This is a genomic window from Methylophaga sp. UBA3603 (assembly GCF_002375335.1).
Taxonomy (GTDB): domain Bacteria; phylum Pseudomonadota; class Gammaproteobacteria; order Nitrosococcales; family Methylophagaceae; genus Methylophaga.
Genome location: NZ_DFMC01000010.1, coordinates 171,817 through 189,249, shown reverse-complemented (window position 1 = coordinate 189,249; position 17,433 = coordinate 171,817). Strand labels below are relative to the sequence as shown.

18 protein-coding genes are annotated in these 17,433 nt (G+C 46.0%); 5 read left to right on the top strand and 13 right to left on the bottom strand.

Annotation, left to right across the window (positions count from 1 at the left end; translation table 11 throughout):
- Positions 1 to 7: 7 nt before the first annotated feature.
- The 3 genes from B4F66_RS11695 to B4F66_RS11685 all read left to right on the top strand — a co-directional run bounded on the left by B4F66_RS11695 (position 8) and on the right by B4F66_RS11685 (position 3,967).
- Positions 8 to 313 (top strand): DUF2818 family protein, encoded by a 306-nt coding sequence (locus tag B4F66_RS11695; protein ID WP_292353728.1) that lies wholly within the window; start codon positions 8 to 10, stop codon positions 311 to 313.
- 189 nt (positions 314 to 502) lie between these two features.
- Positions 503 to 2,599 carry an elongation factor G gene (gene fusA, locus B4F66_RS11690; RefSeq protein ID WP_292353729.1) on the top strand — a complete coding sequence of 699 codons (2,097 nt, stop codon included), beginning with the start codon at positions 503 to 505 and terminating at the stop codon, positions 2,597 to 2,599.
- Positions 2,600 to 2,740: 141 nt separating this feature from the next.
- A complete protein-coding gene (locus B4F66_RS11685) occupies positions 2,741 to 3,967 on the top strand; it encodes an NAD(P)/FAD-dependent oxidoreductase (RefSeq protein ID WP_292353731.1) in 1,227 nt (408 codons plus the stop codon).
- Here B4F66_RS11685 and chrA read toward each other — a convergent pair.
- A complete protein-coding gene (gene chrA / locus B4F66_RS11680; protein WP_292353732.1) occupies positions 3,944 to 5,137 on the bottom strand; it encodes a chromate efflux transporter in 1,194 nt (397 codons plus the stop codon). The two genes, B4F66_RS11685 and chrA, sit on opposite strands and share 24 nt — an antisense overlap.
- Before the next feature lie 15 nt (positions 5,138 to 5,152).
- Positions 5,153 to 6,118, bottom strand: coding sequence for a 23S rRNA pseudouridine(1911/1915/1917) synthase RluD (rluD, locus tag B4F66_RS11675; RefSeq protein ID WP_292353734.1), 966 nt, complete (start codon positions 6,116 to 6,118; stop codon positions 5,153 to 5,155).
- A gap of 77 nt (positions 6,119 to 6,195) precedes the next feature.
- Here rluD and B4F66_RS11670 point away from each other — a divergent pair, with 77 nt between their 5' ends.
- On the top strand, positions 6,196 to 6,480 hold the full coding sequence (locus B4F66_RS11670; protein ID WP_292353736.1) for a c-type cytochrome: 285 nt from the start codon (positions 6,196 to 6,198) through the stop codon (positions 6,478 to 6,480).
- 6 nt (positions 6,481 to 6,486) lie between these two features.
- Here B4F66_RS11670 and mutM read toward each other — a convergent pair whose 3' ends face one another.
- From mutM to gatC, 11 genes are all read right to left on the bottom strand, one after another.
- Complete coding sequence (gene mutM, locus B4F66_RS11665) at positions 6,487 to 7,305, bottom strand: bifunctional DNA-formamidopyrimidine glycosylase/DNA-(apurinic or apyrimidinic site) lyase (protein ID WP_292353738.1); 819 nt, start codon at positions 7,303 to 7,305, stop codon at positions 6,487 to 6,489.
- Position 7,306: 1 nt separating this feature from the next.
- Complete coding sequence (locus B4F66_RS11660; RefSeq protein WP_292353739.1) at positions 7,307 to 8,176, bottom strand: DUF4340 domain-containing protein; 870 nt, start codon at positions 8,174 to 8,176, stop codon at positions 7,307 to 7,309.
- Positions 8,176 to 9,540: a GldG family protein gene (locus B4F66_RS11655; protein ID WP_292353741.1), complete on the bottom strand. Its 1,365-nt coding sequence runs from the start codon at positions 9,538 to 9,540 to the stop codon at positions 8,176 to 8,178. Before B4F66_RS11655 ends, B4F66_RS11660 begins: the two co-directional genes overlap by 1 nt.
- On the bottom strand, positions 9,537 to 10,289 hold the full coding sequence (locus B4F66_RS11650) for an ABC transporter permease (protein WP_292353743.1): 753 nt from the start codon (positions 10,287 to 10,289) through the stop codon (positions 9,537 to 9,539). Before B4F66_RS11650 ends, B4F66_RS11655 begins: the two co-directional genes overlap by 4 nt.
- Positions 10,289 to 11,233 (bottom strand): ABC transporter ATP-binding protein, encoded by a 945-nt coding sequence (locus B4F66_RS11645; RefSeq protein ID WP_292353745.1) that lies wholly within the window; start codon positions 11,231 to 11,233, stop codon positions 10,289 to 10,291. Before B4F66_RS11645 ends, B4F66_RS11650 begins: the two co-directional genes overlap by 1 nt.
- 202 nt (positions 11,234 to 11,435) lie before the next feature.
- Complete coding sequence (gene rpmG / locus B4F66_RS11640) at positions 11,436 to 11,591, bottom strand: 50S ribosomal protein L33 (RefSeq protein WP_014707985.1); 156 nt, start codon at positions 11,589 to 11,591, stop codon at positions 11,436 to 11,438.
- An 11-nt stretch (positions 11,592 to 11,602) separates the two neighbouring features.
- Complete coding sequence (gene rpmB / locus B4F66_RS11635) at positions 11,603 to 11,839, bottom strand: 50S ribosomal protein L28 (protein WP_226070964.1); 237 nt, start codon at positions 11,837 to 11,839, stop codon at positions 11,603 to 11,605.
- Between the two features lie 124 nt (positions 11,840 to 11,963).
- Entirely contained in the window at positions 11,964 to 12,467 is a 504-nt protein-coding gene (locus B4F66_RS11630; protein WP_292353753.1) for a peroxiredoxin family protein, read from the bottom strand.
- Position 12,468: 1 nt separating this feature from the next.
- Positions 12,469 to 14,106: an acetolactate synthase large subunit gene (locus B4F66_RS11625; protein ID WP_292353755.1), complete on the bottom strand. Its 1,638-nt coding sequence runs from the start codon at positions 14,104 to 14,106 to the stop codon at positions 12,469 to 12,471.
- A gap of 384 nt (positions 14,107 to 14,490) precedes the next feature.
- Positions 14,491 to 15,945, bottom strand: coding sequence for an Asp-tRNA(Asn)/Glu-tRNA(Gln) amidotransferase subunit GatA (gene gatA, locus B4F66_RS11620; protein ID WP_292353757.1), 1,455 nt, complete (start codon positions 15,943 to 15,945; stop codon positions 14,491 to 14,493).
- Between the two features lie 19 nt (positions 15,946 to 15,964).
- Entirely contained in the window at positions 15,965 to 16,252 is a 288-nt protein-coding gene (gatC, locus tag B4F66_RS11615) for an Asp-tRNA(Asn)/Glu-tRNA(Gln) amidotransferase subunit GatC (RefSeq protein WP_014707980.1), read from the bottom strand.
- Positions 16,253 to 16,372: 120 nt separating this feature from the next.
- Between gatC and B4F66_RS11610 the strand changes: the two genes are divergently transcribed.
- A complete protein-coding gene (locus B4F66_RS11610) occupies positions 16,373 to 17,419 on the top strand; it encodes a rod shape-determining protein (RefSeq protein WP_041354692.1) in 1,047 nt (348 codons plus the stop codon).
- The last annotated feature ends 14 nt before the right edge of the window (positions 17,420 to 17,433 follow it).

Here is a 17,433-nt window from a genome sequence, read left to right as displayed (position 1 = left end):
TTTAAAAATGTCGATTTGGTTACTGCTGTTGATAATGTTTGTGCTGGCAAATTTACCATGGGTAAATTCAAGATTATTTCTGTTTATCCCGTTAAAAAATGGTAAAAATGCCTGGTTAAGACTGTTTGAAGTAGTAGTATATTATTTTGTAGCTTTACTGGTCTCCATCGCTTTTGAGCAGCAGTATGCAGGCAATATTTATCCCCAGCAGTGGGAGTTTTTTGTCACTACCTTGAGTTTGTTTCTGGTGTTTGCCACACCGGGCGTAGTGTATCGGCATCAATGGTTGCCATTACAGCAAAAGCTCCGTTAAAAATCGCAAAAATGCGCCTGTTAAGGGCGTAGTAATTCAATCCGAAACTTCAAAAGACTGCTATCAGGGCACTTACAGGCTTTGATATCAATTCGGGATGCATCCCGAAGCATTGTAGTTTAGAATTTGCGGGTTTAACTCCCTGATGATGTAAACAACATCGGTTTTTCACACAAAAGAGACAGGATTATGGCTTCTTCCGATTTATCCAAGTACAGAAATATTGGTATTTTCGCTCACGTTGATGCGGGCAAAACCACCTCCACCGAACGTATTCTTAAACTGACCGGTAAAATTCATAAATCCGGTGAGGTTCATGATGGTGAATCCACCATGGACTTTATGGATCAGGAAGCCGAACGCGGTATTACTATCCAGTCAGCAGCCACAACCTGTGAATGGAAAGGCCATCGTCTGAACGTTATCGATACCCCAGGTCACGTTGACTTCACGATTGAAGTATATCGTTCACTGAAAGTATTGGACGGCGGTATTGGTGTTTTCTGTGGTAGTGGTGGTGTTGAGCCGCAATCAGAAACCAACTGGCGTTATGCGAATGACTCAGAAGTTTCTCGTCTGATCTTTGTTAATAAGCTGGATCGTATCGGTGCTGATTTCTACCGTGTTGTAAAACAGGTTGAAGACGTACTGGCAGCAACGCCACTGGTAATGGTTTTGCCAATCGGTATTGAAGATGAATTTACCGGTGTTGTCGATTTGCTGACCCGTAAAGCATGGATCTGGAAAGATGAGAAAAATGCTGAAGACTACACCATCGAAGAGCCACCAGCTGATATGGCTGACCAAATTGAAGAATGGCGTGAAAAACTGATCGAAACTGCTGTAGAGCAGGATGATGATCTGATGGAAAAATATCTGGAAGGTGAAGAGCCTTCTATCGAAGATCTGAAAAGATGTATCCGTAAAGGTACATTGCAATTGGATTTCTTCCCAACATACTGTGGTTCGGCATTCAAAAACAAAGGTATGCAGTTAATCCTGGATGCCGTTGTTGATTACCTGCCTGATCCAACTGAAGTTGATCCACAACCAGAAGTTGATTTGGAAGGTAACGAAACCGGTAAACACGCTATAGTTGATATCAAAGGCCCACTGCGTGCACTGGCATTCAAAATCATGGATGACCGTTTTGGCGCATTGACTTTCGTTCGTGTCTACTCAGGCGAATTGAAAAAAGGCGATACCATCCTGAATACTTTCACCGGCAAAACAGAACGTGTTGGTCGTATGGTGGAAATGCACGCCAATGATCGTAACGAACTGGATTACGCACACGCTGGTGACATTATCGCCATCGTCGGTATGAAAGATGTTCAGACTGGACACACCTTATGTGACCCGAAAAATCCGGCGACATTGGAACCAATGGTCTTCCCGGATCCCGTTATCTCAATCGCGATTGCGCCTAAAGATAAAGCTGCCGCTGAAAAACTCGGTGTTGCACTGGGCAAAATGATTAAAGAAGATCCTTCTTTCCGTGTTGAAACCGATGACGATAGCGGTGAAACCATTATGAAAGGTATGGGTGAATTACATTTGGATATCAAAGTCGATATCCTGAAGCGTACCCATAACGTTGATGTAATTGTTGGTGAACCGCAGGTTGCTTACCGTGAAACCATTACGCAAAAAATCGAAGACAGTTACACCCACAAGAAACAATCGGGTGGTTCTGGTCAATTCGGTCGTATTGACTACATCATTGAACCAGGTGAACCAGGCAGCGGTTTCAATTTTGAATCAACCGTAACCGGTGGTAGCGTTCCTCGTGAATACTGGCCAGCTGTTGAAGCCGGCTTCAAGAAAATGATGGGCCGTGGTGTTTTAGCGGGCTTCCCATTACTTGACGTCAAAGTAAACTTGTTTGATGGTGCATTCCACGCCGTGGATTCATCAGCAATGGCCTTTGAAATTGCTGCGATGGGTGCGTTCCGTCAAACCATTCCGAAAGCGGGCCCACAATTGCTGGAGCCGATCATGAAAGTAGATGTGTTCTGCCCGGATGATAACGTTGGTGATGTTATCGGTGACTTGAACCGTCGTCGTGGCATGATCAAATCGCAGGATGCCGGTGCAACTGGCGTACGTATTAAAGCTGAAGTCCCACTGAGCGAAATGTTCGGTTACATCGGTACTCTACGTACGATGACATCTGGTCGTGGTCAGTTCTCTATGGAGTTCCTGCACTACTTGCCATGCCCACGTAACGTGGCAGAAGAGGTTATTAAAGAAGTTAAAGAACGTGAAGCTGCTGCGAAAAAATAAGCAGTCTACTAAAAGTTCTATTGAGAAAGGGGCGTTTATCGCCCCTTTTTTTTGGCCAAAAATTGACCTTAACTCAGGTTAGCCCAGTATTGAAAGAACTAGTCTATGCTGAGCTTTCTTTACAATGGACAAGGCTGAAAAATGGACCTGAAAAGCGGGTATCCCTACTGGGCGATTAGAAATGGATTGATGCGAATCTTTCCGGCTCAGGATCAGGATATTGACTGTGATGTAGCAGTTATTGGCGGTGGTATAACCGGAGCTTTGATTGCTGACGATCTCAGTTCAAATGGATATGCCGTGGCGGTTATCGAACAACGGGATATTGGCTGGGGCAGCACTGCTGCCAGTACCGCTATGCTGCAATACGAAATTGATACTCATCTGACTGAGCTTGCAGAATTGTATGGCGAAGTGGATGCATTAAAAGCTTATCGGGCATGTGCAGAGGCAATTAATGGCCTTAAAAAACTTGCTGAGACTGTCGGTGATGTCGATTTTGAAATGCAGGAAAGTCTGTATTATGCCAGTCGCAGTCGTGATAAAAAATCCCTAAAAGCTGAATTTCTGTTACGACAAAAACATGGATTTGATGTTGAATGGTTGGAATCAGACGCGATAAAAAAATTGTATGGTTTTAAATCATCCGGGGCCATCCTTAGCAAACTGGCTGCTCGAGTTGACCCTTATCGACTGGCGCATAAACTTCTGGACAGGCTGAAAAGTAGTGGCCATCACGTTTATGACCGAACCGAAATAAAAGATTTGAAGCCTTCTGATAAACAGGTTGTTTTAACGACAACGTCTGGATTTAAAATTGTTTGTAAACACGTGGTAATAGCAACGGGTTATGCCAGTCAGAAATTACTGAAACAAAATGTAGCATCAAATCGCAGCAGTTATGCCTTTATCACCGACCCGATAGATCCCGAGTTACTGGGCGAATTAAATAAAACCATGATGTGGGAATCCACCAGACCGTATCTTTATATGCGAACTACTGGCGATGGTCGTTTGTTGGTCGGTGGGGAAGATGATGATATTGATATCCCGGCAAAACGGGATAAACGTGTCGATAAAAAAGCCCAGACTCTGGCCAAGAAAGTCGAAAAATTGTTTCCCAAACTACCAATGAACCCGACATTTTCCTGGGCGGGTACCTTCGCTGAAACGGAAGATGGCTTGCCATTTTTTGGTGCTCATCCCCAATATGGTGAACGTGTGCAGTTTGCCATGGCCTATGGTGGAAACGGTATTACCTACAGCATGATTGGTGCTGGCTTGTTAAGAGCGAATATCGAACAGCGCGAACACCCGTTAGCGGAGCTGTTTTCTTTCTCCAGATTAGACCAAAGCAACAACGATTGATGCACTGACACAGAACAATACAGTCCATAATGCCGAACGTTTCAGCACGAAAATAATTAAAAAGCCGCCGAGCGCAATCAGTAAATCCAGCCAATGATTTACGCCTTCAGTGAAAATCGGATCGTATAAAGCAGCGGCCAGTAAACCGACTACAGCTGCGTTAATGCCGGCAACAACGGCACCTGCATTGGGCAGATGAGCAAGTTGCTGCCACAGCGGTAATATCGCCAGCAATAATAAAAACCCCGGAACAAAAATGGCGAGGGTAGCCAGTAGGGCATTCCAGGCCGAGGGCAATTGAGTGGGGATTTCAGCGCCGAGATAGGTTGCCAGCGTAAACATCGGGCCAGGAACGGCCTGAGCGGCACCATAACCGGTTAAAAACTGATCGGTGGTGAGCCAACCAGTGGCAACGGTCTGTTGTTCGAGCAACGGCAACACAACATGGCCACCACCAAATACCAATGCGCCGGCCTGATAGAAGCCAGCCAGCATATTAGTGGTATTAAGCTCACTGCCTGCAAAAAGACTGAGAATAAGCAGCAACATAAACACACTGAATAATATCCACGCGGTTTGTTTGCCATAATTGACCGGGAATCTAAAATCCGCTGAAAGTTGTTGCTGGCGACATAAAAACCAGCCTGCCAGTCCACCCAGGATAATCACTGCAATTTGCATAATCGCCAGATTGAAAATCAACAGTAAGGCAAAACTGAACAGTGCTATCAAGATACGTTGCCAGTCCGGCGTCAGTTTCTGAGCCATACTGATAACGGCATGAGCGACCACCGCAACCGCCACCAGTTTTAGACCATCAATAATAGCCATGCCGATAGCATTGTCCAGCTGATGAGCAATGGCGGCAAAAGCAAACAGCAGTAATGCAGAAGGCAGGGTAAACGCGATAAAAGCAGCAATGGCACCAAGCCAGCCAGCGCGAAACAAGCCAATTGAAAATCCCATCTGGCTACTGGCTGGGCCAGGTAAAAACTGTGTAACAGCAAGTAACTGAGAAAACTGCTGTTCAGAAAGCCATTGCCGTTTATTGATAAATTCAGTGCGAAAATAACCAATGTGAGCAATCGGTCCGCCAAACGCCGTCAGACCCAGTTTGAGAAAGGCTAAAAACACATCAATGACATGATGCAGATTGTTTGGTGCCTTCACAGTTCTTTCCTCTGGTTAATCGGTATGGCTGGTAGCATCCATCCGTAACAGTTCCAATAATCGTTGCATATCATCGGGTAAGGGGATCTGCCAGCTTACTGCTTCCCCAGTAGTCGGATGATCAAACCCCAGTAAACCGGCATGTAAAGCCTGACGATGTGTATTCTGCAAGGCAGCCAGACAGCTATCCGTCATCCCTTTTGGTGTTTTAAACCGGCCACCATATAAAGGATCGCCCAATAAAGGATGGCGAATATGCGCCATATGCACACGGATCTGGTGAGTGCGCCCGGTTTCCAGTTTGCAACGCAAATGGGTATGTGCCCGAAAGCGTTCCTCAATCCGATAGTGTGTCACGGCAGGTTTACCGTTTTGTGTCACGGCCATACGTTTACGATCAATATGATGTCTACCAACTGGTGCATCAACCGTTCCCCCGGCGGTAAACACACCGCAGGCAATGGCCTGATATTCACGAATTACGGTACGCTGCTGTAGTTGGCTGATTAATGAATGATGTGCTTGCAGACTTTTAGCGACCATTAATAGTCCGGTAGTGTCTTTATCAATGCGATGCACAATCCCGGCGCGCGGAATATGAGTAAGTTGGGGCGCATGAGCCAATAACGCGTTGACCATTGTGCCATTCTGGTTGCCAGCGCCAGGATGCACTACCATGCCTGCCGCTTTATTGATGATTAATACATCGTCATCTTCATAAATAATATCCAGTGCGATAGTTTCGGCCTGCCAGTTATCTTCATGAATAATCTGCTGTGCGGCAATTTCAATCTGGTCACCGGTGCGTACCGCATCTTTAGGGCGACAGACTTTCTGATTGACCAATACATCGCCGGCTTTAATCCATTTGGTCAGCTGACCGCGGGAGTATTCTGAGAACAGCTGGGCCAAGGCCTGATCGACACGCAAGCCACTTAATGACTCGGGAATGGTGGCATCTAGTTTAATAATCTCGGTCATGAATGGCTTTGCATAAAATGGGTTACGTATTATAACGTAGCTTGATACATCGCCGTGAAACGGACGAAAGGGGGATTATGAAACGACTGCTGATATGTCTTGCATTGCTACTGACTTCGACCTGGATTCAGGCTGAGCCAAATATGGCTTTACTGGCTTCATCCTGCGCGACTTGTCATGGTACCAATGGCCACAGCAAAGGTGAAATGCCCAAACTTGCAGGTTTGGAGCAAGATTATTTTATTGAACAGATGCTGGGGTTTGCCAGCGGGGCGAGAGAGTCTTCTGTTATGCGACATCATGCTGCGGCGTACAGCGAAACTGAAATTCGCCTATTGGCAGAGTATTTCTCTAAACAATAATTTGCTTCAAATCTTTTGGCAATATGGGCAGAAATAGGTCGCCCGCTGTGACTGGCGAATCAATTCTATTGGATGACCACATTGTTTACAGCCTTGTTTCTGCCGGGCATAAACCCATAATTCCTGAGCAAAATATCCGGGTTTGCCTTCGCTATCCCGAAAATCCCGTAAGGTTGTCCCGCCCGCTGCAATAGCTTTTTCCAATGTCAGTTTGATCGCGGCAACCAGTTTTTCTGCCTGTTTTTTTGTTAGTTTTGCAGCTATCAGCTGAGGGTGAATGGCGGAGAGAAACAGCGATTCACTGGCATAGATATTCCCCACACCTACAACGATCTCCGCATTCATAATAAAAGTTTTAATGCTGACCTGACGTTTACGGCTACGTTGGAACAGATATTCGGCGTCAAAATCCTCCCCCAGTGGCTCTGGCCCCAGATGGTTTAATAACGGATGTTGCAGCGGTGGCTCACTGGTCCACAATACAGCCCCAAAGCGGCGTGGATCGGTAAAGCGCAGAATAATATCATTGGCAAACACAATATCAACATGATCGTGTTTTTCGGCTGGCTGAAAAGCAGTCAGAATACGTAACCGCCCGGACATACCCAGGTGGATAAACAGCGTGCCTTCAGTGGTATGCAACAATAAATACTTGGCGCGGCGGCTGACCGACTGAATGATTTTCCCACACAGTTTTTCATCCAGGTTGTCAGTGATAGGCCAGCGCAGTCGAGAGTCACGAATGACAACCTGCTTAACCTGCTGATTTTCTATATATGGCGCAATGCCACTGCGGGTGGTTTCGACTTCAGGTAATTCAGGCATATCACTCGTTTATTGAAAAGAGGGCAGGAATAATGGTGGCTGGAAACAGATATTGTAATTGTTGTTGATGATCAGTAAGCGTAAGACCTTCCTCGCTATGTGATACAACAAATTTACGCTGTGTGTTATCGGTTAATTTAATGGTCACTTCCTGCTCATCCGGTGTACTTGTTTCATCATCTAACATGATAACAACCTGCATGGCATAAGCCTGTTGCCAGTTTTGCAAAAGTGCCAGGAGTTTATCCTGAGGATAATTTTGCGGCATGGAGTGCCAGCTGTCATTTTGCTGAACTATGGAGAGTGCCGCGTATTTTTGCTGGCCCTGTTGGTTTTGCAGCTCAGGCAAGTGCAGAGCTGCAATTTTGCTGGCCGGATCCAATAAACGGTTATCGACAAAGCTACTGGCACTGGCACCGAGTAATGGTGAAATATCATCGTTAATTAAATAAATCTGCTGATTGTGCAGAATATAACGATACCCGCTGAGCGGTTCAGTATCACCAAAAGCAAAATGGTATTCATTGAAAACTAATGACAACTCAGGCTGCTGCAGTCCGAATTCTGCCAGGTCAGTTGTTTGTGTCACCGGGATCTGTTGATGAGCTGGTTGTTGTAACAGACTGAGTAACAGATTGATCCGGGTTTGATTGGCTCGCACATGTATTGGCTGGCTTAACTGCCATTGCTGATCGCGTTGCAAGTGAATGGTTTGCTGTTCACGGCGAACAATTGTAATTTGATTGACCTGTGCCGCCTGAATTTTATCAGTGATATAAGCTGAATCCTCTACTTGCGATTCTGTCATTAACCACACTAATAGAACCGCAACCACCAATAACAGCAGATTGGTCAGATATGTGCTTTTCATCAGCGTCTTCTAATCCACCAGATACTTATGCCAATCAAAAGCAGACTAAGTGGTAATCCGAGTAAAAATCCAATACCAATAAATAATGATTGGTGCTCGGTTAATACCAGTTGGTTATCTCGGGTTGTGATGACCGGAATATCGATTGAATCATCCTCAGCAACCAGCCAGTTTGCCAGAGCCATCGCAAGTTCAAGATTGGCCGCTGTGCCAAGATACAGGTCGGAGACAAAATCGCCATCACCAAATACGGCAACACGTTGTTGTTGAGTTGTTGAAACAGGTTTTTCCATTAATACGCTGAGCATTAACGGCCCTGGAATATCGATTTCTGCATCAAAACGTAAATCATCCAGACTAGTGCCGGTCATATCACCTAATTCAGACCAGCTATCACTTTGTGATTGCATCAGCTCAGTAACTTGCCAAGCAGATTCAGCTTCTGATAATTGAATAGCATGCGCTTCTGGCATCAGGGTGACGCTGGAAGTGGCTGCCGTAACCGGGTGATTGGCGTAATCTGTCACAATCACAAAACGTGGATCTTCCAGACCTAATTTACCGGCATTGGGATCCACCATCGTACCCGGTACAAAGCTCAGATTAAGCTGTTCACGGATGGCCGCCAAGCCCGTATCAGTGTCAGGTTCGCTGAGCCAGAGCAGATTACCGCCTTGCTGCAACCATGACTGTAACTGGACAATATCGCTTTGCGGCCAGGCGGCTTGTGAACTGGCAATAACCAATACAATTTTTTTATCCTCGCTGTTAAGTTGCATCGCTTCTGTCATGGTCAGAGATTGCACCTCAAAGCCGGTGCTATTCAACTGTTGTCCCCATTGCGACATATCAAATGCACCATCACCGGCAATATCCCGTTCACCATGACCAGTAATAAAGATTAATTCAGGCAAGTTACTGCGACTGACTTTTATAATGGCATTGCTTAGCGATTGCTCAGATAAATCATATACATGTTGTTGTCCCTGTTGACCTGAAACTACCATTTCAGCCTGCTGCTGAATGTCCAGTTCACGAACCCGCTGTGGCTGGCTGACAGGATCAATAAACGACACTGTAAGTTGCTGACTATGCTGTTGATAGCGCTTTAATAAACTTTCTGCTGCTGATTGATACTGATGTCCGGGACTGATAAATACTTCTATTGTCACTGGTGTTTCAAGCGACTGTAATAATTCGGTAGTAGCAGAAGAGAGGGTATGTCGCTGGTTAGCTGTCCAGTCTGACTCAAAGCTGTAACGATTCGAAAGAACGGCTACTGCGATAATCACTACCAGCAATAAAATGTAAAAGATGATCTGTTGCAGGCGATGTTGATATTTAAACTGTTTTGACATCTTCATAGACTCAACCTCGCTGCATCAAGTCGCCGAATAGTCATCAGAATAAATACCACGCAGAACAGAGCAAAAAAGCTTAGATCAACACTGTTAATCTGTCCTGCCAGCAGCGGTTGAAAATGTCCTAACAGGGATAACCAGGCCAGCCAGTTAATTTGGCCTGAAACAGCGCTGGCCGCAGCAAAATCAATTATCCATAATAAAAACAGTAAACAGAATGTCATCACCGCTGCAATAATCGGCTGGGTGGTGAGTGATGATAAAAATATTCCGGCGGCCAAGAAACTGGCTACCAGCAAAAACAGCCCGAACATGCTCACACCAAACTGGTAAAAATCGATTGCTGATCCGGCAAGCAGCGATAGTGGCATTAAAGCAATCAATGCTAATTGCAGCAGAAAAAAACCAAGATATCCGAGGTATTTACCTAACACAATCTGACTGGCGGAAAGTGGCGCAGAGATCAAAAGAGGCAGACTATGGTTACGATGTTCATCAGCAAAAGCCCGCATGGTGATAAATGGGGCAATCAATAGCAACACCAGAGCAGCATTGCTTAATAATGGCGCAATAATCATTTCTGTTACACCGGCAGCTCCCGGGATGGCTGAAATCTGGCCCTGAATCTGAGCAAAATACTCAATATGACTGAGAAACATATATGCCAGTAAAAACTGTACTAATGCCAGCATTATCCAGGCAAAAGGAGACAAAAACAGTCGCGAAATTTCAAGTCTTGCCACGCACCACATCAGTTTTTAACCTCAGCTAGCGGTGCGTCATCTTTTATCAGATGCATAAAAATATCTTCCAGCGAGTCCTGTTCACGCAACAGTTCCTGCAGTTGCCAGTGTTTAGATACGGCACTCGCTATCAGGTTTTCTGTAGGATCCTGTTCCGGGTGATAAAGGATTCGAAACTGATTGGCTGAAACGGGCTCCACCGAAGACACATTCGTTAGAGCCTGAAGCTCGGTGATCGGTGGCGGGGCAGATAAAGTGATCCTCAGGCTGCTGTTGAGTCTTTGCTGATGCAGAGCTGTCAGGCTATCGGCAAACATGACCTGGCCTTTACTGATGATTTGTACCCGATCGCAGAGCATTTCCACTTCTGGCAGAATATGCGTCGACAGTATCACGCTATGTTCATTGGCCAGTTCACGAATGAGTTCGCGGATCTGCCGAATTTGTAGGGGATCCAGACCAGAAGTCGGTTCATCCAAAATGACCACCGCCGGGTTATGCACGATCGCCTGAGCGATGCCGGTACGCTGTTGGTAGCCTTTGGATAATTGACCGATCAAACGTCGCTGGACATCACCCAGTCCACAGCGCTCAATGACCGTTGCAACTGCAGATTTAAGTTGCTGGCCTTTGAGCAGATTGAGTCTGGCACAATGCTGTAAATATTCGTTGACGGTCAATTCACGATATAACGGCGGATTTTCCGGCAGATAGCCCAGTTGAGCCTTGGCCTGCTTAGGTTGCGACAATAAATCAAAACCATTGATATGGATCTCGCCTTTATCCGGCGCCAGATTACCGCTAAGCATTTTCATAGTGGTGCTTTTACCAGCACCATTGGGACCGAGAAAACCCAGTATTTCTCCGCGTTTTACCGTGAGATCGATATTTTGAACCACAACATTGGGTCCAAAATAACGTGACAGATTTTGTGCTTCCAGCAATATAGTCATAGCGCACTATAATACGGTTTTGAGGTGAATCGTCTACTACGTTGTTGCAACATAGATATCATCTGAGATTTCAATATTTTTGGAGCGCGGCACAGTTCATCTCATTGCCCAAAATAAAGAACAATTTTAAGTTTAATTTATTCGAGCCATAAAAAAACCCGCATTAAAGAGCGGGTTTTTTTAGAAGCAGTAAACAATAGTGTTACTTGATTTTTGCTTCTTTATACATCACGTGTTGACGGATAACGGGATCAAACTTTTTGATTTCCATTTTTTCCGGCATGGTGCGTTTGTTTTTATCAGTAGTGTAGTAGTGACCTGTACCTGCTGATGAAACTAATTTGATTTTATCGCGCATGTCCTGACTCCTTAGATTTTTTCGCCGCGGCTACGGAGATCAGATAAAACGGTATCAATACCTCTTTTATCAATGATACGCAGACCATGATTGCTGACACGCAATTTTACCCAACGGTTTTCAGACTCAACCCAAAAACGGTGTGAGTGAAGGTTAGGTAGGAAACGGCGTTTTGTTTTGTTGTGAGCGTGTGAAACATTGTTTCCGCTCATAGGGCGTTTGCCCGTTACCTGACATACTCTGGACATGTTAATCCTGCTCCTGATGCATTTTTAGTGACTGACGCGTCCTGCCAACGCATCATTCTGAATAAACTAAGCCGGACTTTATACCATATGTGCTATCTGATGTGTAGCAGTTTTAAGCTATAAATCAGCTGAGGCCCATTTTGTCGAGCTGTGCTGAAACGCTCTCTTTATCGAGTACACCAATTTTGCGCATCACAATTTTGCCTTCGGGCGAAATCAGATAATGCGTTGGTGTCACCCGAACATTATTAAATGCGCTGGAAATTTCGCCTTCACTGTCCCAGATAAGCGTGTAGGGAAGACCCCGGTCTTCACGCATTGCCTTGATATGTGAAGGTGTGTCGTGGGGCAGTGAAACGCCCAGCATGACCAAGCCTTTTTTTGCGTATTCTTCATGCAAAGCAATGAGTTCGGGCAGTTCCTGAATACACGCCGGGCAATCAGTCGCCCAGAAAATCATCAATATTGGTTTACCGGCATATTCGGTGAAATTATGCATTTTTCCGTCTACATCCTCAAACGTAAGTTCGGTGTAGGCCGGAGCGGTAGCATTCTTGTACATAAAGACGACAAACAATAATGCAAATAGGGCGGCTATAAACAGTGCAAAACGTTTTCCAGACTTCATTTTATCTCTCAGTTTGCTGGGTTAATTGACCTAGAGATTCTGTCAGTTTCAGATTTTCACGATAATCCACCGGACAATCAATAACGGTGACTGTATTTCTGTCCAAAGCTTCTTTTAAAACAGACATTAACTCTTCGGTCTTATTCACTCTGACACCCGTTGCGCCAAATGATTGCGCATATTGTACAAAATCCGGATTGCCGAATTTTACATTACTGGTTCGGCCAAACTGGTTTTGCTGTTTCCATTCAATCAGACCGTAGCTTGCATCGTTCCAAATCAGAATGACAATCGCGATATTCAAACGAATGGCTGTCTCAATTTCCTGAGAGTTCATCAGAAAACCAGCGTCACCGGTTACTGCAACGACTTTGCGTTCCGGATGTGCCAGTTTGGCTGCAATTGCACCCGGAACTGCTATGCCCATGCTGGCAAAGCCATTGGAAATAATGCAGGTGTTCGGGTATTCACAGCGGAACATTCGTGACATCCACATTTTATGGGCACCCACATCGCAGATTACGATATCTTCCAGATGCATGGCGGTACGCAGATCCCAGATGATTTTCTGTGGTTTAACAGGGAATTCGGTATCACGGCGATGCTGATTCATTTCTGTAATCAGACTATCGCGTAAAGTACGCATGGCCTTACCTTCGTGCGGCGTGGTTAGGGCTGCAATTCGATTCAGACTGTGCGTAATATTGCCCACAACACCCAATACCACACTGTAATATCCATCAACCTCAGCATGGGTGGTATCAATATGAATCAGCGTGCGATCCCGTGAGGGATGCCAGAGATAGGGGTGGTATTCAACCATGTCGTAGCCGATACAAATAATTACATCGGCATTGGCAAAGCCGGTATTCACATAGTCATTTGACTGCAACCCAACACTGCCCAGTGACATGGGATGACCAAACGGAATGACGCCTTTGGCCATAAAGGTGTTGGCGACAGGAATTCCCAGCTTTTCAGCAAATTCTGTAAGCGCTTTAGCGGCATGCGCACGAATGACGCCATTACCCGCCAGAATAATCGGATTTTCTGCATTGGAAATTAATTCTGCTGCTCGTTCGATATGTTCAGCAGCCGGTTCAGGAGGTGTGGCGTGTTTGACCCGCAGTGGAGCATCGTCAATTTCCATCTCGGCAATATTTTCAGGAAACTCAATAAAACAGGCACCGGTTTTCTCGGTCTGCGCCACTTTAAAAGCTTTGCGAACAATTTCCGGAATCACTTCAGGGCTGACAATTCGAGTGGAGTATTTGGTGATGGGCAAAAACATCGCTTCCAGATTCAGGACCTGATGCGATTCTTTATGCAAGCGATTGGTCGAAGCCTGACCGGCAATGGCTACCAGGGGGGCATGATCCATATTGGCATCAGCCACACCGGTAATCAGATTGGTCGCACCCGGACCGAGTGTCGCCATACAGACTCCTGCACGGCCAGTGAGTCGACCATAAACATCTGCCATAAAGGCCGCACCTTGTTCATGCCGGGTGGTAATAAACTGAATGGAGGAATCCAGCAAGGCGTCCATGACATCCAGATTCTCCTCACCGGGAATACCAAAAACATATTCCACACCTTCATTTTCCAGAGTACGGACAAATAGCTCTGCTGCTTTCATTTTTTCGCTCCGCGATGAATGGCTTTAAAAAAGGGGCTTTCGCCTCTAGGGTCTGTTGATCTTTCATAGCCACCACTGCTGGAGGCTATTTTTTTCGTCCTACAAGGCGGAAATGATGCGATGTAGTTGTTCTACATAAGTCATTTTCAACACTGTAGGGCGGAAAAATAGTCCCAGCCCTTTGGGTTGTGACTGAAAATGTACCACTCCACGTTGCTCGTCATGTATTTAGAGCAACTACAAAAACGTCTGGAACGTTTTTAAGCGTAAGCCCCTTAGGGGTGAGATACATGGATGTATCTCACAAACTGCATTCCTCGCGCCTTGATTGGAGCATTTTAGTCACAACAGAGGCGGCTCTGAAAGATCAACAGACCCTAGGTTTCACTGAAATGCTGTTGGAATTTGTTTATGCCAATCAGTGACCTGTTGGTATTGATGAGCAACATTAAGTAAACGTGCCTCATCGAAATAATTACCAATGATCTGTAAACCAGCAGGTAAGCCATTGGCAAAACCTGCCGGAATTGACATACCGGGCAAACCAGCAAGATTGGTATTAATGGTATAGATATCCGCTAAATACATGGCTACTGGATCATCGGCTTTATCACCCAGTTTAAAGGCTGTGGTTGGCGCGGTAGGTCCCATAATCACATCAACTTCTTCAAATGCCTGTTGGAAGTCATCGCTTATCAAACGGCGGCATTTCTGAGCTTTAAGATAGTAGGCATCGTAATAACCGGCAGATAGTGCATAGGTTCCGATCATGATGCGACGTTTAACTTCGTCACCGAAACCTTCACCGCGTGAACGTTGGTACAGATCCAGTAAATCTTTTGGATCTTCACAGCGATGGCCAAAGCGCACGCCGTCCATACGAGACAAATTGGATGAGCATTCTGCAGGGGCAACCACATAATAAGTTGGTATCGCCAGAGAGGTATTTGGCAGGCTGATCTCTTTGACGGTTGCCCCGAGCTTTTCGAATTCCTTAATGGCGACATCAATTATTTCTGCCACTTCCGGTGCCAGACCTTCACCAAAGTATTCTTTTGGCAGACCAATGCGCAGACCTTGCAGGGAATCATTCAGATTTGCGGTGTAATCTGGAACATCACGTTCCACGCTGGTGGAATCGCGTTCATCAAAACCCGACATGACATTTAACAATAATGCCGCATCTTCGGCGTTGGCCGTCATCGGGCCCGCCTGATCCAGGCTGGAGGCAAAAGCAATCATGCCGTAACGGGAAACACGACCATAAGTTGGTTTCAAACCGGTTAAATTACATAAAGATGAAGGCTGACGAATTGAACCACCTGTATCTGTACCGGTAGCCGCCGGTGCCAGTCGAGCAGCGATTGCTGCTGCAGAGCCTCCGGAAGAACCACCTGGAACCCGTTCAGTATCCCAGGGATTTTTGACCGGACCGTAAAAGCTGGTTTCATTGGATGAACCCATGGCAAATTCGTCCATATTGGTTTTACCCAACATTACCATGCCACTGGCTGCAATTTTTTCCACCACAGTCGCATCATAGGGCGCAACAAATTTATCGAGCATTTTTGATGCACAGCTGGTACGAACGCCCTTGGTGCAGAAAATATCTTTATGCGCCATTGGAATGCCGGTCAGTTTACCGGCAGTCTTGTCTGCAAACTGTTTATCAGCAGCCGCAGCCTGCGCCAGCGCGCTTTCTTCAGTCACACTGATAAAAGCATTCAAATTGCCATTATGCGTTTTGATACGGTTTAGAAAGTGTTGAGTCAGTTCCACACTGGTGATGTCACCGTTGTGTAGCAAGGCCGAAAGTTCAGAAAGAGTTTTGTTATGCATGTACTTGCCTGTGTTGGATTTATTCGATGACCTGTGGAACCAGGTAGACGCCAGCGTCGGTTTTAGGGGCAATAGACTGGAACAATTCACGTTGGTCAGTTTCGGATACCACATCCTCACGCAATCGTTGGTGTGCATCCAGTGGGTGCGCCATGGGACTGACTGCATCGGTATTCACCGCGCTCATCTGTTCGACCAGATTGAGAATGTTATTAAGATCTCGGGCGTAATCAGGAATCGTGCTTTCATCAATGGCAAGCCGCGCAAGATGCGCGATTTTTTCTACATCGGATTTATCTAAACTCATCAGTCGTCCCGTAAGTTAATTGATTTCACAAAGTTGAAGTTTAAATCATTAGTTGCTTGCCCAACAGACCTGAGCATTGCTAAAGTATCCATTTTACCTCTTCCGGATGTGGTTTCTTCAATGTTTGAACGTTTACGTGGGATCTTCTCTAACGATCTGTCTATCGATCTGGGTACAGCTAATACGCTGATTTATGTGCGCGGCCGGGGCATCGTTTTGGATGAACCTTCAGTAGTCGCAATTCGACAGGATAAGGGGCCAGGCGGCCCTCGCTCGATCGCCGCGGTAGGTGCAGAAGCTAAAAGAATGTTAGGGCGTACTCCTGGCAATATCACTGCGATACGTCCATTGAAAGATGGTGTTATAGCCGATTTCACTGTTACTGAAAAAATGTTGCAGCATTTTATTCGCAAGGTGCATGAAGGTCGCTTTTTAAAACCAAGTCCGCGCGTTTTGGTCTGCGTACCCTGCGGCTCAACACAAGTCGAACGTCGGGCAATTCGTGAATCTGCTGCCGGCGCCGGTGCGCGTGATGTATTTTTGATTGAAGAACCGATGGCAGCGGCCATTGGTGCCGGTATGCCGGTAGAAGAAGCCAGCGGCTCGATGGTGCTGGATATTGGTGGTGGCACCACTGAAGTCGCGATTATCTCACTGAACGGTATTGTTTATTCAGCTTCAGTGCGAATTGGTGGTGATTTGTTCGATGAGGCGATTGTCAATTATGTCCGTCGGAATTACGGCACATTGATTGGTGAAGCCACTGCTGAAAAGATCAAAAAAGAAATCGGTTCTGCCTATCCTGGAAACGAAGTCCGAGAAATGGAAGTACGTGGACGTAATCTGGCAGAAGGAATCCCCCGGAGTTTCACACTGAACAGTAATGAAATACTGGAAGCGTTGCAGGATCCATTAGCCGGTATTGTCGCTGCAGTGAAAACTGCGCTGGAACAGACACCGCCGGAACTGGGTGCTGACGTTGCTGAACGAGGCATCGTGCTGACGGGTGGTGGTGCGTTACTAAGAGACCTGGATCGCCTGTTAATGGAAGAAACCGGCTTGCCAGCCATTGTCGCAGAAGACCCGCTGACCTGTGTTGCCAGAGGGGGTGGTCGAGCATTAGAACTTATTGACGAACGCGGGAGCGACGTATTTACGTTTGAATAGTCTTCAGTCAGATT

Coding starts and splice junctions, on each gene's coding strand:
- rluD (WP_292353734.1), bottom strand. CDS start 6,118: ATGACCGAGATTATTAAACTAGATGCCACCATTCCCGAGTCATTAAGT.
- B4F66_RS11655 (WP_292353741.1), bottom strand. CDS start 9,540: ATGAAGATGTCAAAACAGTTTAAATATCAACATCGCCTGCAACAGATC.
- B4F66_RS11625 (WP_292353755.1), bottom strand. CDS start 14,106: ATGAAAGCAGCAGAGCTATTTGTCCGTACTCTGGAAAATGAAGGTGTG.
- B4F66_RS11650 (WP_292353743.1), bottom strand. CDS start 10,289: ATGTGGTGCGTGGCAAGACTTGAAATTTCGCGACTGTTTTTGTCTCCT.
- B4F66_RS11670 (WP_292353736.1), top strand. CDS start 6,196: ATGAAACGACTGCTGATATGTCTTGCATTGCTACTGACTTCGACCTGG.
- B4F66_RS11695 (WP_292353728.1), top strand. CDS start 8: ATGTCGATTTGGTTACTGCTGTTGATAATGTTTGTGCTGGCAAATTTA.
- B4F66_RS11630 (WP_292353753.1), bottom strand. CDS start 12,467: ATGAAGTCTGGAAAACGTTTTGCACTGTTTATAGCCGCCCTATTTGCA.
- B4F66_RS11685 (WP_292353731.1), top strand. CDS start 2,741: ATGGACCTGAAAAGCGGGTATCCCTACTGGGCGATTAGAAATGGATTG.
- rpmB (WP_226070964.1), bottom strand. CDS start 11,839: ATGTCCAGAGTATGTCAGGTAACGGGCAAACGCCCTATGAGCGGAAAC.
- rpmG (WP_014707985.1), bottom strand. CDS start 11,591: ATGCGCGATAAAATCAAATTAGTTTCATCAGCAGGTACAGGTCACTAC.
- B4F66_RS11660 (WP_292353739.1), bottom strand. CDS start 8,176: ATGAAAAGCACATATCTGACCAATCTGCTGTTATTGGTGGTTGCGGTT.
- B4F66_RS11645 (WP_292353745.1), bottom strand. CDS start 11,233: ATGACTATATTGCTGGAAGCACAAAATCTGTCACGTTATTTTGGACCC.
- gatA (WP_292353757.1), bottom strand. CDS start 15,945: ATGCATAACAAAACTCTTTCTGAACTTTCGGCCTTGCTACACAACGGT.
- mutM (WP_292353738.1), bottom strand. CDS start 7,305: ATGCCTGAATTACCTGAAGTCGAAACCACCCGCAGTGGCATTGCGCCA.
- gatC (WP_014707980.1), bottom strand. CDS start 16,252: ATGAGTTTAGATAAATCCGATGTAGAAAAAATCGCGCATCTTGCGCGG.
- fusA (WP_292353729.1), top strand. CDS start 503: ATGGCTTCTTCCGATTTATCCAAGTACAGAAATATTGGTATTTTCGCT.
- B4F66_RS11610 (WP_041354692.1), top strand. CDS start 16,373: ATGTTTGAACGTTTACGTGGGATCTTCTCTAACGATCTGTCTATCGAT.